General features: G+C 58.8%; 14 protein-coding genes and 1 other RNA gene. 4 read left to right on the top strand and 11 right to left on the bottom strand.

Features of this window, described 5'->3' with window-relative positions; genetic code table 11:
• Positions 1-114: 114 nt before the first annotated feature.
• From L6D82_RS22070 to L6D82_RS22110, 9 genes are all read right to left on the bottom strand, one after another.
• Positions 115-1,401, bottom strand: a complete 1,287-nt coding sequence (locus tag L6D82_RS22070; protein WP_139832907.1) for a hypothetical protein — start codon at positions 1,399-1,401, stop codon at positions 115-117.
• Between the two features lie 462 nt (positions 1,402-1,863).
• Positions 1,864-2,346 (bottom strand): cysteine hydrolase family protein, encoded by a 483-nt coding sequence (locus tag L6D82_RS22075; RefSeq protein WP_236191639.1) that lies wholly within the window; start codon positions 2,344-2,346, stop codon positions 1,864-1,866.
• Between the two features lie 67 nt (positions 2,347-2,413).
• Positions 2,414-2,803, bottom strand: a transfer-messenger RNA (tmRNA) gene (gene ssrA / locus L6D82_RS22080).
• Between the two features lie 95 nt (positions 2,804-2,898).
• Positions 2,899-3,177, bottom strand: a complete 279-nt coding sequence (locus L6D82_RS22085) for a hypothetical protein (protein ID WP_007953788.1) — start codon at positions 3,175-3,177, stop codon at positions 2,899-2,901.
• A 130-nt stretch (positions 3,178-3,307) separates the two neighbouring features.
• The gene (locus L6D82_RS22090) at positions 3,308-6,130 is read right to left on the bottom strand and encodes an FAD-binding and (Fe-S)-binding domain-containing protein (protein ID WP_236191640.1); all 2,823 of its coding nucleotides are present in this window, start codon (positions 6,128-6,130) and stop codon (positions 3,308-3,310) included.
• Positions 6,127-6,798 carry a LutC/YkgG family protein gene (locus L6D82_RS22095; protein ID WP_236191643.1) on the bottom strand — a complete coding sequence of 224 codons (672 nt, stop codon included), beginning with the start codon at positions 6,796-6,798 and terminating at the stop codon, positions 6,127-6,129. The genes L6D82_RS22090 and L6D82_RS22095 overlap by 4 nt, the downstream gene beginning before the upstream one ends.
• On the bottom strand, positions 6,798-8,252 hold the full coding sequence (locus L6D82_RS22100; protein ID WP_085647650.1) for a LutB/LldF family L-lactate oxidation iron-sulfur protein: 1,455 nt from the start codon (positions 8,250-8,252) through the stop codon (positions 6,798-6,800). The genes L6D82_RS22095 and L6D82_RS22100 overlap by 1 nt, the downstream gene beginning before the upstream one ends.
• On the bottom strand, positions 8,249-9,073 hold the full coding sequence (locus L6D82_RS22105) for a (Fe-S)-binding protein (RefSeq protein ID WP_236191645.1): 825 nt from the start codon (positions 9,071-9,073) through the stop codon (positions 8,249-8,251). Before L6D82_RS22105 ends, L6D82_RS22100 begins: the two co-directional genes overlap by 4 nt.
• Positions 9,074-9,223: 150 nt before the next feature.
• Complete coding sequence (locus L6D82_RS22110) at positions 9,224-10,918, bottom strand: lactate permease LctP family transporter (RefSeq protein ID WP_085746875.1); 1,695 nt, start codon at positions 10,916-10,918, stop codon at positions 9,224-9,226.
• A 262-nt stretch (positions 10,919-11,180) separates the two neighbouring features.
• On the opposite strand from L6D82_RS22110, the gene L6D82_RS22115 reads away from it, so the two are divergent.
• The gene (locus L6D82_RS22115) at positions 11,181-11,948 is read left to right on the top strand and encodes an FCD domain-containing protein (protein WP_102717858.1); all 768 of its coding nucleotides are present in this window, start codon (positions 11,181-11,183) and stop codon (positions 11,946-11,948) included.
• Between the two features lie 50 nt (positions 11,949-11,998).
• Here L6D82_RS22115 and smpB read toward each other — a convergent pair whose 3' ends face one another.
• Positions 11,999-12,481 carry an SsrA-binding protein SmpB gene (smpB, locus tag L6D82_RS22120; RefSeq protein WP_007953781.1) on the bottom strand — a complete coding sequence of 161 codons (483 nt, stop codon included), beginning with the start codon at positions 12,479-12,481 and terminating at the stop codon, positions 11,999-12,001.
• 119 nt (positions 12,482-12,600) lie between these two features.
• On the opposite strand from smpB, the gene L6D82_RS22125 reads away from it, so the two are divergent.
• From L6D82_RS22125 to L6D82_RS22135, 3 genes are read left to right on the top strand one after another with little or no spacing between them, the layout of a single operon-like run.
• Positions 12,601-14,004 carry a sodium-dependent transporter gene (locus L6D82_RS22125; RefSeq protein WP_085746876.1) on the top strand — a complete coding sequence of 468 codons (1,404 nt, stop codon included), beginning with the start codon at positions 12,601-12,603 and terminating at the stop codon, positions 14,002-14,004.
• Between the two features lie 7 nt (positions 14,005-14,011).
• Positions 14,012-14,446, top strand: coding sequence for a type II toxin-antitoxin system RatA family toxin (locus L6D82_RS22130; protein WP_129972375.1), 435 nt, complete (start codon positions 14,012-14,014; stop codon positions 14,444-14,446).
• Complete coding sequence (locus L6D82_RS22135; protein WP_236191653.1) at positions 14,439-14,750, top strand: RnfH family protein; 312 nt, start codon at positions 14,439-14,441, stop codon at positions 14,748-14,750. Before L6D82_RS22130 ends, L6D82_RS22135 begins: the two co-directional genes overlap by 8 nt.
• A gap of 63 nt (positions 14,751-14,813) precedes the next feature.
• Here the strand turns inward: L6D82_RS22135 and L6D82_RS22140 are convergent, their stop codons facing one another.
• Positions 14,814-15,341 (bottom strand): outer membrane protein assembly factor BamE, encoded by a 528-nt coding sequence (locus tag L6D82_RS22140; RefSeq protein ID WP_102717856.1) that lies wholly within the window; start codon positions 15,339-15,341, stop codon positions 14,814-14,816.
• Positions 15,342-15,403: the final 62 nt, after the last annotated feature.

The following is a 15,403-nucleotide window of genomic DNA, read 5'->3' on the forward strand; positions in this document are numbered from 1 at the left end:
GTTTGCTCTATCCGCCTAATTGCCACGCACAGAAACGGTGCCTTTCAGGTATATACCTGAGTAAAGCAAACGTCAGAGTACAGGCTTGCGCCTGATTCGCATGGCGGAGTACGTTCACTTATAAAGACTTCGGTACAGGCATGTCCCCGTGTTTTTAATCAATAGCGGAGTGGGCGTAGGCGTTTGAGCCGCCAAAACACAGTCCGGCTTGGGAAGCACTGCGATGTCCTTGCTTACAACAGGCGCCGCCACTTTCACCTTGGAGTCAGACAACGTAATGCATAGATGCGCGTAGCTACCTATCTTCTTCAGTTCGACATTTCTGTGTCGGCCAGGGCAGATCAACAATATGTCCCCAAAGCGAAACTGACGGAACGCCCTCACACTGTACAAACCATTGGGCCCTCCGTAGGCCTCCAGCTGCCAGAGATTTTTATTAAAAACCTCCTTTGGGTAATCCTTTTCGTCCAGGACATAATTCAGCTCGGTATTGTCCCTGATCTTGATCAGATTGCCTGCGGAATAGACCCACAAATCCAAGATTGCAGGAAGTAAAACGGCATTGGCAAAAGTGCATACCAGCATGGCAAGAGCGGCTCGACCGGTACGCTGCAGCACGTTGCCTTCCGATAAATAGAAAGACATAACAGGCGCTAGGTAAAGACACATGATCAACAAGCAGACGCCGATAGCCCCAAGTGCTTCCCAGCCGTTCTCTCCGCCGCGCCAAGCCATAATACCTAGTTGAGCCGGAAACACTCCGCTCATTGAAGTAAAAGCGAGCAATAGACCTAGCCATCCAAGCCGAACGGCGCGATAGCCTTTTCTACGCCAAGGTTTACGAGGCCCGGGCGAGAGCTCCAGTACTTTTTCCTTGAGCGATGATTCGCTGCAGAGGACATGCCACGCTGCCCAAGCAGCAGCAAATGCGACAAGTACGAAAAAGTAGCCAGGAGCAACGGCTATACCAAAGGTTGAACCCAGTAGATTAAGCGAGAGTAGTCCGTATCCTCCGCCGACAATAAGGCTGAATCGAAAGGCGAGCGTTTTTTCTAACTCCCTTCCGGGCGAACATTGTGTAATACACATCATGAAGGCTAACGACGGCACTGATACGATAACCAGAAGTGAAGCTAGAACGAGTGAAGTAAAAAACAGCCAAGCTACGAGGTTCGATGGGTTTCCCAAAGAGCTCAGAATCAATTCTGGGTGATGGATAAGCCACAAATATTTGGTTAGAAGTGAAGTTGAAATTAATGTCGCTGCCAAGGGAAGCCACCATTTGATGTCGGCAAGCAGTCCAGACAGCGCTTGCCGGTAGCTGGTAGGTCTCGATATCTCCGTTGGCGTTTCGGGTAGTGTGTTTTGCGCGGTGGTCTGCTGTTCCACTTCACCGGTCATTAGAGAGTATTCCTTCCTTGGGGATCAAATGCCATTTGGTCGTTCTGGCTTTGCGAGGTGCGCAATTCTAATAGAACGAGACCCCTTTTCAAAACTCGCCACCAATCGCCGGTTATGCCAGATAGCCGTACCTGTCACGCCTAGATTTAACGCCATCTCAACGGAGCTGCGGCTGAAACACGCCGTAAGCGTCCGGACATCCGGTCTTACGAAGCTAAGCCGGTTGCCAACGATGCGGCAAAACTCTCCGAGTTCACTCGCCCGCTGCCTCGGCAGGCGAGTGGGGAGGTCCTTTTTCATTTGGCCTCGGGTGTCTTTTTTCATGACAAGGCTCCATGATTTCAGGCTCCCGGCGAATTCCTTTGGTAAACCATCTGCCGGGTTGCAGCGGAGCGCGAAGACTAGCGTTTGGAAGCATCTTGAACCAGCTCATGAAAGTCGACGCGTGCTGCGGGAAATTTCCTAGGACGCCTGCAGACAGGAGCGAAGTTCACCCGACGTGAGCGTGTGCTTGAAGTGATGTTCCCACAACCGCACCCCCAGCCCGCCCGAACGATCCAACGAAGAACCCACCGTCAGATCCGTGAGCAGCGTCGGCTGCAAACCGGCATCGAACAGCGCAAACCCGGCAGCGAGGCAGCAGGTTTCGGTTTGCAGGCCGCAGACCACCACGCGATCCAGATTCAGGCTTTTCAGGTATTCGATTGTGTCCGGGGAGGGCGCGTAGCCGTATTTGATGAAGGTGCGGTCTGCGGCGATCAGGCTGTCATCGTCCGCCGCCGGGTGCCAGCCGAGCTGACGCTGGAATGGTGTGCGGGTTTCATCATGGCGTTCGACTGTTGCGATGCTGGGCAGTTTGCCGATCAGTGATTGAATGCCGTCGATCAGCCATTGCGGCGGGGAGAAGCTGGGTTGGACGTCGATGATCAGCAGTGCTTGGCGCATGAGGTCTCCGGGGATGAATCTCCAGATGCAACAAGGCCCGCACTGGGCGGGCCTTGTCGTTGAGAGTTGGTGGAGCCGGGGGGATTTGAACCCCCGTCCGCCAGTACTCCGCTGTCGGTACTACATGCGTAGCCGTGTCTATTAAGTTAACCCTCAGCGACCCGACGGGCAGGGTGCTTTGGGCGAGTTGTGTAAGTTTTAGCCGCTTTGTCCACAACGTACTGCACGGCGATTCTGTTCTATATGACAATCATTTTGGGTTTACAGACATCCCCTGATGATTGCTGGACCCGAAGGTACCAGGAGTGCATGTCAGCTGCAATTAAGCAGCGAGAGCAGCACCGTATTGGTCGTCATTGGCAACTATAAGAAGTTGCAACAGTGGATTTACGACTTCTGTTACCAAGTCGGCATGCACCTAGAGTTTCGCAACCGGCGTCGAATCCTAAACGGCCCCGAGCCTGGTGCTCTGTATATCTTGTGAGCAACAAGCCTGCGCAGTGTACGCCAAACGGCTCACAAGGCCAACCCGAAGGTTGGCCTGAGCTTCGATCAGTTGTTGGTTCCGCTGGTTTTGCGGATTTCCAGAATGGTTTGCTGGGTTTCAGCCACGCATTCGTCGATCTTGCCCTGGGCCTTGAGTGCCTGGGCCTTCTGCACACTGGCTTCAACCCGTTGATTCAGGTCGGGTGAGGCCATTGCCTGCGCCTTGGCGTTGTTGATGGTTTGCAGATTGGCATCGCACAGATCGGCAGGCTTGTCGGCGGCGAACGAAGCAGACGCCATCATCGAGGCAGTAACGAACAGACCTAACAGTACAGAACGTTTCATATGAATCTCCTTGAACTGAGGGATCCAGACTTCGCTGGCCGTCAGGACGGGCAACCGAATGGAGGACAAGCCCCGATTGTTCGGGGCCTGTTCTGTGGACTGCGGTCGCTCGCAAGGGTTCTATTTTTCTTCAGACGGCGGTTGCGGGGGCTTTGGCCCGGGTTACCCGGTCCACCAGATACACCAGACCGTGGTAGTCGATGCCGCCATGTTGCGTCAGACCGATCTCACAGGTGCGGCTGGTGGAAATCCCCTCGCTGCACTGTTGCACCGCATTCTTGAGCCTTCGCAGGGAATGGCTGTTGAGCTCCGGCGTGGTGAAACCCTTGTCGCCGGCGAAACCGCAGCAGTGAATGCCTTCCGGGATCACTACCGTCTTGCTGCATTTGCGTGCCAGGTCGATCAGCGCCTGGCTTTCCCCCAGATGCTGAGTGCTGCAGGTCACGTGAACGGCAATCGGTGCTTCCTGCGGGGTGAAGTCGAGACGATCCATCAGATGCGTACGGATGAAGCGCACAGGGTCATACAGATCCAGGCGAACATTTCCCACATCCTGCACCAGCCGCAGCGTGCAGGGGCTGGTGTCGCAATAGATCGGATCGAGCCCGCCGCGACTGGCCTGGAGCAGCGCGCCGATCAGCTCCTGACGCTTGTGTTCGGCCTGTTCGGCATAGCCTTTGGACGCGAAGGGTTGGCCGCAGCAGAGGTTGTCCAGATTGTCCGGGAACACCACTTGATACCCGGCCTTTTCCAGCAGGCCACGGGTTTTGTCGTACAGAGACATCTGCTCCTTGTCGCCCGCCGCCGGCCCCATTACCCGCGAGACGCAGGCTGCCAGATACACGACGCGCGGGCGTTCGTCCGACACGGCCGGGCTGAAGCGAAGGGCTTTTTCCGGCTGCGGCATCGCGTTGGTCCACAGCGGCACCTGACCTTTGGACAGTCGCGTCAGGGTCGCCGAAAGCTTCGCCAGGCGCGGTGCCCCCAACAACATCCGCGCACCGTTGGCCACATGCAGGGTGAAACGCGCACCTTGCAGGGTGGTGGCGAAATTTCCTTCGATCAGGTTGGCGGTTTTCGTATGTGTCGCGTGACGGCCGCGCAGCTTTTTCACCAGCTCGCCGGTGTTGATTCCTACAGGGCAGCGTTGCGCACACAAGCCGGTCGCGGCGCAGGTATCGATGCCTTGGTAGTCGTAGGCTTTTTCCAGTTCGGTGGTGTCGATCCCGGCGCGTTTTCGCGCCTGGATATCGCGCCAGATCACGATGCGCTGGCGCGGGCTCAGGGTCAGGCCTTTCGAGGGGCAGACCGGTTCGCAGAAACCGCACTCGATGCATTTATCCACAATCTCGTCGGCCGCCGGCAGCGGTTTCAGGTGCTTGAGGTGGATCTGCGGATCTTCGCTGAGCACCACGTCCGGATTGAGAATGCCGTTGGGGTCGAGCAGGCGTTTGAGCTGCCACATCAATTGATAGGCGTCGCTGCCCCATTCCAGTTCGACGAAGGGCGCCATGTTGCGCCCGGTGCCGTGCTCCGCCTTCAGCGAGCCGCCGAACTCCACGGCTACCAGTTGCGCCACGTCGTCCATGAACGCCTGATAGCGTGCGACTTCTTCCGCGCTGTTGAAGCCTTGGGTGAAGACAAAGTGCAGATTGCCTTCCAGCGCGTGTCCGAAAAGGATCGCTTCGTCGTAGGAGTGTTTGTCGAACAACTCGATCAAGCGGTTTACGCCGATGGCCAGTTGCTCGACCGGGAAGGTCACGTCTTCGATGATCACCGTGGTGCCGGTCTTGCGCACGGCGCCGACGGCGGGGAAGGTGTCTTTGCGGATCGCCCAGAGGCGGGCGTTTTCGACCGGGTCTTCGGTGAAGTCGACCTGTTTCTCCACCGGGAAGGCGCTGAGCGAGGCCATGATCTGCGCCAGTTGTTCCTGCAGCAAAGTGGAAGAAGCGGCGCGGGATTCGATCAACAGCGCGCAGGCATTGTTCGACAGCTGCTGTACGAAAGCCGGCATGCCGGGTTTGTCCTGCACCGAGCGCAGGCTGCGGCGGTCGAGCAGTTCCACGGCCGACACCGGTTGGCTTTTCAGCACGGTGACGGCGTTGCAGCAGGTTTCCACATCCGGGAATACGATCAGCGCCGAGGCCTTGTTCGGATGGTCGATCACCGTGTCGTAAGTCACGGCGCTGATGAAACCGAGAGTGCCTTCGGAACCGACCAGCAAGTGGCTCAAGATATCCACAGGCTCATCGAAATCCACCAGGGCGTTGAGCGACAGGCCGGTGGTATTTTTCAGACGGTATTTGTGGCGGATTCGTGCAGCGAGTTCGGCATTGGCGCGGGTCTCGCGGCCCAAGGTCGCCAGTCGTTCCAGCAATTGACCGTGGCTGACTCGAAACGCCTCGACGCTGGCAGCATCTTCGGTATCCAGACGTGTGCCGTCGGCCAGTACCAGACGAATCCCGGCCAGCGTGTGATAGGTGTTTTGCGCAGTGCCGCAGCACATGCCGCTGGCGTTGTTGGCGACGATGCCGCCGATCTTGCAGGCGTTGATCGAAGCCGGATCCGGGCCGATTTTGCGCCCGAATGGCGCCAGCCACGCATTGGCTTGGACACCGATCACCCCCGGTTGCAGGCGAATTTGTGTGCCTTGTCCGCGGATCTCCCGCGCGTTCCAGTTATCCCCAAGCACGATCAGCACCGAATCGCTGATCGCCTGGCCGGACAGGCTGGTGCCGGCAGCGCGGAAGGTCACCGGAACCTGATCGCGCTGGGCCAGTTTCAGCAGCGCCACCACTTCGTCTTCGGACTCGACGCGGATCACCAGTTGCGGAATTAACCGGTAGAAGCTGGCATCGGTGCCGAAGGCCAAGGTCGACAGCGGATCGTCGAAACGCCGTTCGGCAGGAATCAGTTGCTGCGCATCGCGCAGGAAAGTCGCCGGTAAGGTCATTGGTCCTCCAGGATCAACACCACCAGGTCTTTCGGGCCGTGAGCGCCGTAAGCCAGGACTTGTTCGATGTCGGCGGTTTTCGACGGGCCGGACACCAGCAGCGCATTGGTCGGCATACCTTGCGCCCACTCGAATTCCCGCTGCACCTGATAGAAGTTGTCGCGGATCTGGCTGGCCTTGAGCAGGGCGAAATGCACCGGTGGCACCAGACTCATCAGCCGTGGTTCTTCGCGGGTCGGCCAGAGAATTAGGCTGCCGGTGGCGGCAATGGCGCCGAGGGTGCCGGTCAGGCTGGCCGGAGTGTCGTTGAACAACTCGGCTTTCCACTCTTCCATCGGCCGGTCGTAGGACTTCAGCGCCGGCAGATCAGGATTGTTCGCCCAGTGTTGTGTGATGCGCTGCCCGTGAGGTGTAGTCGGTGCGATCAACAGGCTCGGCAACTGGCGGTCACGCAGCAATTGCGCCAGTAACGCCGGCCACCCATCAGCGGAACTCAGGTGGATTTCGGTGTGCACCGCTTCCATCAATTTGCGCAGTTGCGGGATCCGTTGTTCGGCGCTGTAGGTGTAAGGCTGGGTCACCAGATCGACGTCGAAGTTGTCGGCAATCGGCGTGGTGCCGGTCAGGCTTTTCCTTAACTTGCCGAGGATGTTTTGCTTGGCGCTCATCAACGGTCTCCTTGTTTGGCCAGGTGTTCGCGAGCCATGTCATGCAGTGAGCGGGCGGCGGGTTTCGGCGCGCTGTGATTTTGTGTCCACGGGCCGACATTGTTCGGCGCCAGCGCGCGCAGGCGTGTGGCGAAAAACGCAAACAGCCGATACAAGGTCGGCGAGCTGTTGAGCTTCGCCCAGGCGTTCCAGATGAAGCGTTCCTTGCGCGAGTATTTGCTGCCCTGACCGCGCATCACTTGATGAGGGCTGTCGGGGGCTTTGACGTTCTCTTCGCGTAGGCGGCGCAGCAGTGCGGGAATAGGAATTTTTACCGGACACACTTCACCGCAGGCACCGCATAACGAAGAAGCGCTCGGGTGATCCGGGACTTTCGCCAGGCCGACCATGTGCGGGGTGATGATTTTGCCGATCGGGCCGGGGTAAACCTCGCCGTAGGTATGGCCGCCGACGCGGGTGTAGACCGGGCAATGATTCATGCAGGCGCCGCAGCGGATGCAGTTCAACGTCTGGCGCAATTCACTGTCAGCGAAGGCCTGGCTGCGACCGTTGTCGAGCAGTACCAGATGCACTTCCTGCGGGCCGTCGAGTTCGTGTTCCTTGCGCGGGCCGGAGATCATGTTGACGTAGGTGGTGATCGGAATGCCCAGCGCCGAGCGGGTCAGCAATGACAGCAGCGGCACCACGTCGCGCAGGTTTTCCACGACCTTTTCGATGCCGGTGACGGCGATGTGCACCGGCGGCACGGTGGTGGTCATGCGGCCGTTGCCTTCGTTTTCCACCAGCAGCAGTGTGCCGGTTTCGGCCACCGCGAAGTTGACACCGGAGACGCCGATGTCCGCTTCGAAGAATTTCTGCCGCAGGACTCTGCGACCGATCTGAATGAGTTGGTCAACGTCCTTGGTGTATTCCACGCCAAGTTTGTCGTGGAACAAGGACGCGACCTGACCGGCATTCTTGTGGATTGCCGGCATGATTATGTGTGAAGGCTTCTCGTGGTCGAGCTGGACGATGTACTCCCCCATGTCGGACTCCAGACACTCAATGTCCCGAGCCTCGAGGAAATGGTTCATCTCCATCTCTTCGCTGACCATCGATTTGCCCTTGATCACTTGCCGCGCCTCGTGAGCGCGGATGATCGAAAGGACGATGCCATTGGCCTCGTCCACCGTTTCCGCCCAGTGCACTGTCACACCGTTGCGGGTCAGGTTCTGTTCCAGTTGCTCGAGCAGGTCGGGCAACTTGGAGAGCGCACGCGCCCTGATCGAGTTGCCCAGGGCGCGTAAGTGTTCTCTTTCGTGGGCATCGCTGAAAGCCGCTGCCCGCTTGGTCATCAGTGAATCCATCGCGGTGCGGAAGTTGTTCCGTAACTGCGAATCGCCCAGGGCGTTGTGCGCCCGGGTGCGGAAGTCTTCTTCTACGGCAACCGTAGGAATAATCGTGGAAGTGCTCATCGCGCACCTCCGGTTCGTTGCCAGAGAAAGCTCGCCAGGTGTTGCCCGCGCAGTGCTTCCTGCTGTTTTTCCAGCGAGCCGTTGATGTTCATCAGGCAGCCGCAGTCGGCACTGAGTACCTGATGCGCGCCGGATTCCTTCAACGCTCGGGTCTTGTCAGCCACCATCGCGCCGGAAATGTCTGGCATACGGACGCTGAATGTCCCACCGAAGCCACAGCATTCGCTTTCGTGATCGTGGTTGACCCGTTCCACCTTGCTCAACTGCGCCAACAACTCGCGGCCGTGCAGGTGGGTGTTCATTTCCCGTCGCGCCGAACACGAGGTGTGCAGCGCCACTTTGACCGGCTCGCCGCTGTCCTTGAGCTGCACCTTGCAGACGAACAGCAGAAACTCGGCCAGCTCATAGGTGCGGGCCGCGAGGGCCTGAACCTGTTTCAGCGTTTCCGGCTCGTCCTTGAACAAGTCGGCGTAATGCTCGCGGATCATTCCGGCGCACGAACCCGACGGCACCACCACCGGATAGTCCCCGGCAAACAGCGCCAGTTGCGAGCGCGCCACCGTCCGTGCCTGCTCGGTGTAACCCGAGGTGTAGGCCGGTTGTCCGCAGCAGCTCTGCCCTTGCGGGTAATCGACCCGAATGCCCTCGCGTTCCAGCAAGTGGATCGCGTCCATCCCGGCTTCCGGATAGAACAGGTCGACCACGCACGTGCCGAACAGGTAGACCCGCGACGGTTTCTCGCTGGGGTATTGCCGGGGTTCGGGCAGTGGCGGTGCGACGCGAGTGGCGTTGGGCACGGCGTTGTAAAAAAGCTCGCTCATCAGGCGTGTCTCCGGGTGGGCCCGGTTATCCGTCTGTTGAGGCTGCCGAATATAGAGCGCGTTGCTTTCAGCAGCCTTACAGACCGGGTTGTGAATTGCTGACGCCGGAATCACGAACCGGCGTCGGTTATTTCCATGTCGCTTGTAGTCTTAATGCACCAGCATGCCGGTGAACCAATAGGCCTGGGCCAAAGTGATCAGACCGACGATCGTGGCAAAGAATAGGCTGTGCTTGAGGGTGAAGCGGAACAGATCGGATTCCTTGCCCACCAGACCGGTCGCGGCGCAGGCCACGGCGATCGATTGTGGCGAAATCATTTTGCCGGTCACGCCGCCGCTGGTATTGGCCGCCACCAGCAGGGTGTCGTTGACCCCGATCTGGTGTGCGGTGGTCGCTTGCAGCGAGCTGAACAGCGCGTTGGACGAAGTATCGGAACCGGTCAGGAACACGCCGAGCCAGCCGAGGAATGGCGAGAAAAACGGGAACGCTGCGCCAGTACCGGCCAGCACCAGAGCCATGGTCGAGGACATGCCGGAATAGTTGGTGACGAAGGCAAACGCCAGCACCATGCCGATCGACAGGATCGGCCAGCGCAGTTCGTAGAAGGTCTCTTTCAAAGTGGTCAGACCAGTTTTGAAATTGATCTTCAGCACCAGCATCGAGATCAGTGCGGAGAAGAAAATTGCCGTGCCGGTCGCGGAAATCGGATCGAGTTTGAATACGGCCGGGATCGCGGTCGGAGCAGCAACGATCGGAGCGGTCTTGATCACCAGTTGATCCAGGTGCGGAATCGCGAAGTTGAACACCCAGGCGTACATCGAACCGCCGGCGGCGAACATGGCTTTGAAAGGCTTGAGGGTCCAGATGGTCACCAGCACGGTGAGGATCAGGAACGGCGACCACGCCTTGAAGATTTCCCCGAGGCTGTAGGGCGAAGCGACGGTGGTGCGCTTCTGGCCGAAACCGCCGACGCTGGCGGAGACCACCGAAGCGGATACGGCGCCGACGATGTGCTGGCCGGCGGCACGTTTCGGTTGCCAGACCTTCAGGAACAGGGTCAGCGAAATCAGACTGGCCAGGGCCGACGTGATGTCCGGCAGCTCCGGGCCGATGAAATTCGAAGTGAAGTATTGGGTGACAGCGAAGCTCAGGCCGGCAACCAGTGCGGCTGGCCAGGTTTCACGCACGCCGCGCAGGCCGTCCATCATGAACACCAGCCAGAACGGCACGAACAGCGACAGCAGCGGCAGTTGGCGGCCGGTCATGGCGCCGATCTTGAACGCGTCGATACCGGTGACTTGCCCGGCCACGATGATTGGAATCCCCAGTGCGCCGAACGCCACCGGTGCGGTGTTGGCAATCAGGCACAGGCCGGCGGCGTACAGCGGGTTGAAGCCCAGTCCTACGAGCAGCGCAGCGGTAATCGCCACTGGCGCGCCGAAGCCGGCGGCACCTTCCAGGAATGCACCGAAGCAGAAACCGATCAGCAGCACCTGCAGACGCTGGTCGTCAGTGATCGACAGCACCGAGCTGCGGATGACCTCGAACTGACCGCTCTTGACCGTCAGTTTGTACAGGAACACAGCCGCCACAATGATCCAGGCAATCGGCCACAGACCATAGGCGAAGCCATATCCGGCAGCGGCGAACGCCATGTCGACCGGCATCTGGAACGCGAAGATCGCCACAAGGATCGCCAGGGCGAGCGTGATGCTGCCGGCTACATGACCTTTGAGGCGGAACACCGCCAGAGCGAGGAAGAAGAACACGATGGGGATGACGGCCGCGAGTGCGGACACGCCGAGACTGCCGAGCGGGCTGTAGAGCTGTTGCCAGGTTTGCATATGGGGTGGCCCCTAATTGTTGTTGGTCAGGCACTGTCAGCGTTCTTGGTTAATTGGTAATACCAATTTACAATCGCTGTTGGCTAGGGTAAAAGCCTTGATGTCGGTGTGTCAATTTGCCGCCCTAAAACTTTTGTCGAATCGCCGGTGCAGAGCTCGATCTGATCCGGTCGCCCAAGTGTCATCTGGCAGGTGTCGGCAACGCGCCGATAGGCCAGAATAGAGAGCCCGGCGAGCGGTCGGGATGGTGGAGAGTTGAGTGATGGGGTTTGATCAGATACGTCAGCGCCGTTTGTCTGACGACATTGTCGAGCGACTGGAAGGGATGATTCTTGAGGGCACGCTGAAGTCTGGCGAGCGTCTGCCAGCCGAGCGGACACTGGCGGAACAGTTCGGTGTTTCCCGGCCCTCGTTGCGCGAAGCGATTCAGAAACTGGCGGCAAAGGGTTTGCTGGTCAGTAAGCAGGGCGGCGGCAACTATGTCGTGGATAGCCTCGGTTCGACGTTCAGCGATCCGCTGCTGCAATTGCTGGAAAGCAATCCCGAGGCGCAGCGCGATTTGCTGGAATTTCGCCACACGCTGGAGGCATCGTGCGCCTATTACGCGGCATTGCGCGCCACGGATGTGGATCGTGAACGGCTGACGGCTGCGTTTGAAGAATTACAGGACTGCTATTCGCGTCATGACGAAGTGAGCCGGGCGGAAGAGGGCGCGGCGGATGCGAAATTCCATCTGGCGATTGCCGAAGCCAGTCATAACGCGGTGTTGCTGCACACCATTCGCGGGCTGTTCGATCTGCTCAAGCGCAACGTCGTGACCAACATCGGTGGCATGTACAAGCAGCGCACGGAAACCCGCGACATGCTGATCACCCAGCATCGGGAGTTGTATCTGGCGATTATCGAGGGGCGCGCGGAACAGGCGCGTGAGGTGTCCAGCCGACACATTCTGTATGTGCAAGAAGTGCTGGAAGAGGTGCGTCAGGAAGTGCAGCGCATGGCTCGCGCCGAGCGACGTAAAGGGATGTAAAAAAGACCGCTCCCGTGCAAGGCGCGGGAACGGTCATTCAGGCAGAAGAATCAGTCTTCCTTGCCCTTGTTGCGCACCGCACGCTGTAACTCGCGACCGGCGTCGCGTTCGCGTTCGGTGTCACGCTTGTCGTATTCCTTCTTGCCCTTGCCCAGTGCGATCTCGCACTTGACCATGTGCTTGCTCCAGTACCAGGACAGGCACACGCAGGCGTAACCCTTTTGCTGCACGGCGGCGGCGAGCTTGTCCAGCTCGCGGCGGTTGAGCAGCAGCTTGCGGGTACGCACCGGGTCGGCAATGACGTGGGTGCTGGCGGTCATCAGAGGCGTGATGTGGCTGCCGAGCAACCAGGCTTCGCCATCCTTGAGCAACACGTAACTGTCGACCAGTTGCAGTTTGCTTGCCCGCAGACTTTTTACTTCCCAGCCGGCCAGGACCAGACCAGCCTCGAACTTGTGCTCGATGAAGTAATCGTGTCGCGCCTTTTTGTTTTGCGCGATGGTCCCTGTTGGGTGTTTCTTCTGTTTAGCCATAGGGGCGGCATTATATGGAGATAAACGGCTGTCGGCTACGGTGATGCTGCGTGCTTGAGCAGGTTGAGTGAATCCCGGACAATGCGGCCTCTTTTTCTAACGCTTGGGCGTGATAAACGATGTCGACAGACAAGGTTTCTGTCCACGGCAGTTGGGCTAGCCGCTGGGTTTTCATATTCGCCGCGACCGGTTCGGCCGTGGGATTGGGCAGCATCTGGAAATTCCCCTACATGGTCGGGGTCTACGGTGGCGGCGCCTTCGTGCTGATGTTTCTGGCGTGTATCGCGCTGATCGGCATCCCGGTAATGCTCGCCGAAACCCTGATCGGCCGCCGTGCCCGCCAGAGTCCGGCGAATGCCCTGAAGGTGCTGGCGCTGGAAGCGGGGCACTCGGGCAAGTGGTCGTGGGGCGCGTTCGCCGGGATGATCACGGCGTTGCTGATCCTGTCCTTTTACAGTGTGGTCGGCGGCTGGTCGCTGGATTACATCATTGATATGGGGCGCGGAGACTTCCAGGGCGCGACGGCCGATCAGGTCGGGGCGTATTTCGGTAATGTCATCTCCGATCCGTGGCGCCTGACACTTTGGCACACGGTTTTCATGCTGTTGTCTGCGGTAGTGATCGCCAAGGGCGTGGTCGCCGGGCTCGAACGCAGCCTGCGGATCATGATGCCGCTGCTGTTCGTGATGGTGCTGGTGCTGCTGGGTTACAGCATGACCACCGGGCATTTCATGGAAGGCGTGCATTTCATGTTCGACTTCCACCCGGAAAAAGTCCTCGACGGCTTGCTGCCGGCCATGGGCCACGCGTTCTTCTCCCTGAGCGTGGGCGTGGGCTCGATCATGATCTACGGCGCCTACATGACCAAGGAAGCCTCGCTGTCCGGCACGGTCGTGGGTGTGGCGCTGCTCGATACCTTTGTTTCGCTGGTGGCCGGTCTGGCCTTGTTTCCGATTGTGTTCGCCGGTGGTTTGAACCCGAGCGAAGGCCCGGGGCTGATGTTTGTCAGCCTGCCATTTGCTTTCGGTAACGTGCTGTTCGGCCAGTTGATGGGCGTGGTGTTCTTCGTTCTGGTGGCCATTGCCGCCTGGAGCTCAGCGATTTCCCTGCTAGAGCCGATGGTCGCCTATCTGGTCGAGCGGACTAAAATCAGTCGTGCCTGGGTGACATTCTGGTTGGCCTTCACTTGCTGGTTCGTCGGCCTGGGCACGGTGTTTTCCTTCAATATCTGGAAGGAAGCCAAATTTTTCGTGAACGATGGCGGGGTGTTCCATCTCTACCAATGGGGTGCGGCCGGTGGCCTGGACTTCTTTGGGGTGATCGACTTCTTCACCTCGCGGATCATGTTGCCGCTCGGCGGGCTGTGCTTCGTGCTGTTTGCCGGTTGGGTGATGGGGCGTGAGGCGGTGCGTGACGAGTTGTCGATTCGCAGCCCGGCGCTGTTCGCCCTGTCTCTGTTCTTGATGCGCTATGTGGCGCCCATCGGCATTCTTGTAGTGTTTGCCGCCCAGCTCTGGAAGTGACGCTTACATGACGACACATATTCAACGATCGGCGCTGCTGCCTTATCCGGCGCAATTTCTCTACGACCTGGTCAATGACGTGGCGCGTTACCCCGAGTTTTTGCCGTGGTGCGCGTCTGCTGAAGTCCTGGAAAGCTCGCCTGAGCATATGCGCGCCAGTGTCGGCGTGGCCAAGGGCGGCCTCAGTCAGCATTTCGTGACGCGCAATACGCTGGTGCCGGGTCAGTCGATCGAGATGAACCTGGAGGAGGGGCCGTTCAATCAGCTGCACGGCGTCTGGGTGTTCAAGGCGCTGAACGAGAAGGCCTGCAAGATCAGTCTGGATCTGTCTTTCGACTACGCCGGGCCGCTGGTCCGCGCGACGCTCGGGCCTTTGTTCAATCAGGCGGCCAATACGCTGGTGGACGCGTTCTGCCAGCGCGCCAAGCAGATGCATGGTTGAGCCGGTGATCGAAATCGAAGTGGTGTATGCGGCGGTTGATCGGCAGGTGTTGCGTGTAACCAGTGTTGCCGAAGGTACGACGGTGCGTGCGGCGCTGATGGCGTCCGGGATTGATGCTGAATTTCCGGAGCTGGATCTGAAGAGCTGTCCTTTGGGGATCTTCGGCAAAGTGATTGCTGATCCGGATACTCGACAGGTTCAGGAAGGTGATCGCATCGAGATCTATCGACCACTGTTGGCTGATCCGAAAGAGGTGCGCCGATTGCGTGCCGCCAAGGCTGCCGAGGCTAAAGCCAGAAATTAGTGATGCGCTGATCTGCAGGCAATAAAAAACCCGGAATTTCCGGGTTTTTTATTGCGTCGCAAATTATTGCGGCGAGGTGTCCAGCGGTTCTGGCGTTGGAACCGGAACGGTTTCCACACCATCGACGTCCTTCTGGATCTGATCCAGCAAGGAGCCTGGCTTGGCCGGTTTTTCCGGTGTCGGCTGCTCGGCGTTTTCAGCAGGAGTGGTCACGCTGGTGCCACTGTCCTTGCCGAGAATGGCTTCGTCACGGCTGACGCCCGGCATGAAGTCACCGGACAGGCTGACAAGACGGTCATTCGAGTCGAAAATGACACTCATGCGTTCCTGCTGACGTTCACCGCCACCAGGTTGCAGGCTGTACAGATAATCCCAGCGGTTGGCATGGAACGTGTCGGCAAGCAGAGGGTTACCCATGATAAACCGTACTTGCGGCCGGGTCATTCCCGGGCGTAACTGGTCTATCATGTCCTGCGTGACGACATTGCCCTGCTGGATGTCGATTTTGTAAACCCCGGGGAATGAACAACCGGCGAGTGCGAGCAGTCCCACAAAGGTGAAACTGGTTAGCAAGAGCTTGGTGTTTTGCATCGGTGGGCGACTTCCACTATCTTGGCTGGGACAACGTAAACGCCGATCATACCCGCATTAAG

The sequence above is a fragment of the Pseudomonas paraglycinae genome, assembly GCF_021601625.1.
GTDB classification, from domain to species: domain Bacteria; phylum Pseudomonadota; class Gammaproteobacteria; order Pseudomonadales; family Pseudomonadaceae; genus Aquipseudomonas; species Aquipseudomonas paraglycinae.

Bases quoted from the DNA above. Each gene is read 5' to 3' on its own strand.
- L6D82_RS22070 (WP_139832907.1), bottom strand. From the start codon at position 1,401: ATGACCGGTGAAGTGGAACAGCAGACCACCGCGCAAAACACACTACCC.
- L6D82_RS22075 (WP_236191639.1), bottom strand. From the start codon at position 2,346: ATGCGCCAAGCACTGCTGATCATCGACGTCCAACCCAGCTTCTCCCCG.
- L6D82_RS22085 (WP_007953788.1), bottom strand. From the start codon at position 3,177: ATGAAACGTTCTGTACTGTTAGGTCTGTTCGTTACTGCCTCGATGATG.
- L6D82_RS22090 (WP_236191640.1), bottom strand. From the start codon at position 6,130: ATGACCTTACCGGCGACTTTCCTGCGCGATGCGCAGCAACTGATTCCT.
- L6D82_RS22095 (WP_236191643.1), bottom strand. From the start codon at position 6,798: ATGAGCGCCAAGCAAAACATCCTCGGCAAGTTAAGGAAAAGCCTGACC.
- L6D82_RS22100 (WP_085647650.1), bottom strand. From the start codon at position 8,252: ATGAGCACTTCCACGATTATTCCTACGGTTGCCGTAGAAGAAGACTTC.
- L6D82_RS22105 (WP_236191645.1), bottom strand. From the start codon at position 9,073: ATGAGCGAGCTTTTTTACAACGCCGTGCCCAACGCCACTCGCGTCGCA.
- L6D82_RS22110 (WP_085746875.1), bottom strand. From the start codon at position 10,918: ATGCAAACCTGGCAACAGCTCTACAGCCCGCTCGGCAGTCTCGGCGTG.
- L6D82_RS22115 (WP_102717858.1), top strand. From the start codon at position 11,181: ATGGGGTTTGATCAGATACGTCAGCGCCGTTTGTCTGACGACATTGTC.
- smpB (WP_007953781.1), bottom strand. From the start codon at position 12,481: ATGGCTAAACAGAAGAAACACCCAACAGGGACCATCGCGCAAAACAAA.
- L6D82_RS22125 (WP_085746876.1), top strand. From the start codon at position 12,601: ATGTCGACAGACAAGGTTTCTGTCCACGGCAGTTGGGCTAGCCGCTGG.
- L6D82_RS22130 (WP_129972375.1), top strand. From the start codon at position 14,012: ATGACGACACATATTCAACGATCGGCGCTGCTGCCTTATCCGGCGCAA.
- L6D82_RS22135 (WP_236191653.1), top strand. From the start codon at position 14,439: ATGGTTGAGCCGGTGATCGAAATCGAAGTGGTGTATGCGGCGGTTGAT.
- L6D82_RS22140 (WP_102717856.1), bottom strand. From the start codon at position 15,341: ATGCAAAACACCAAGCTCTTGCTAACCAGTTTCACCTTTGTGGGACTG.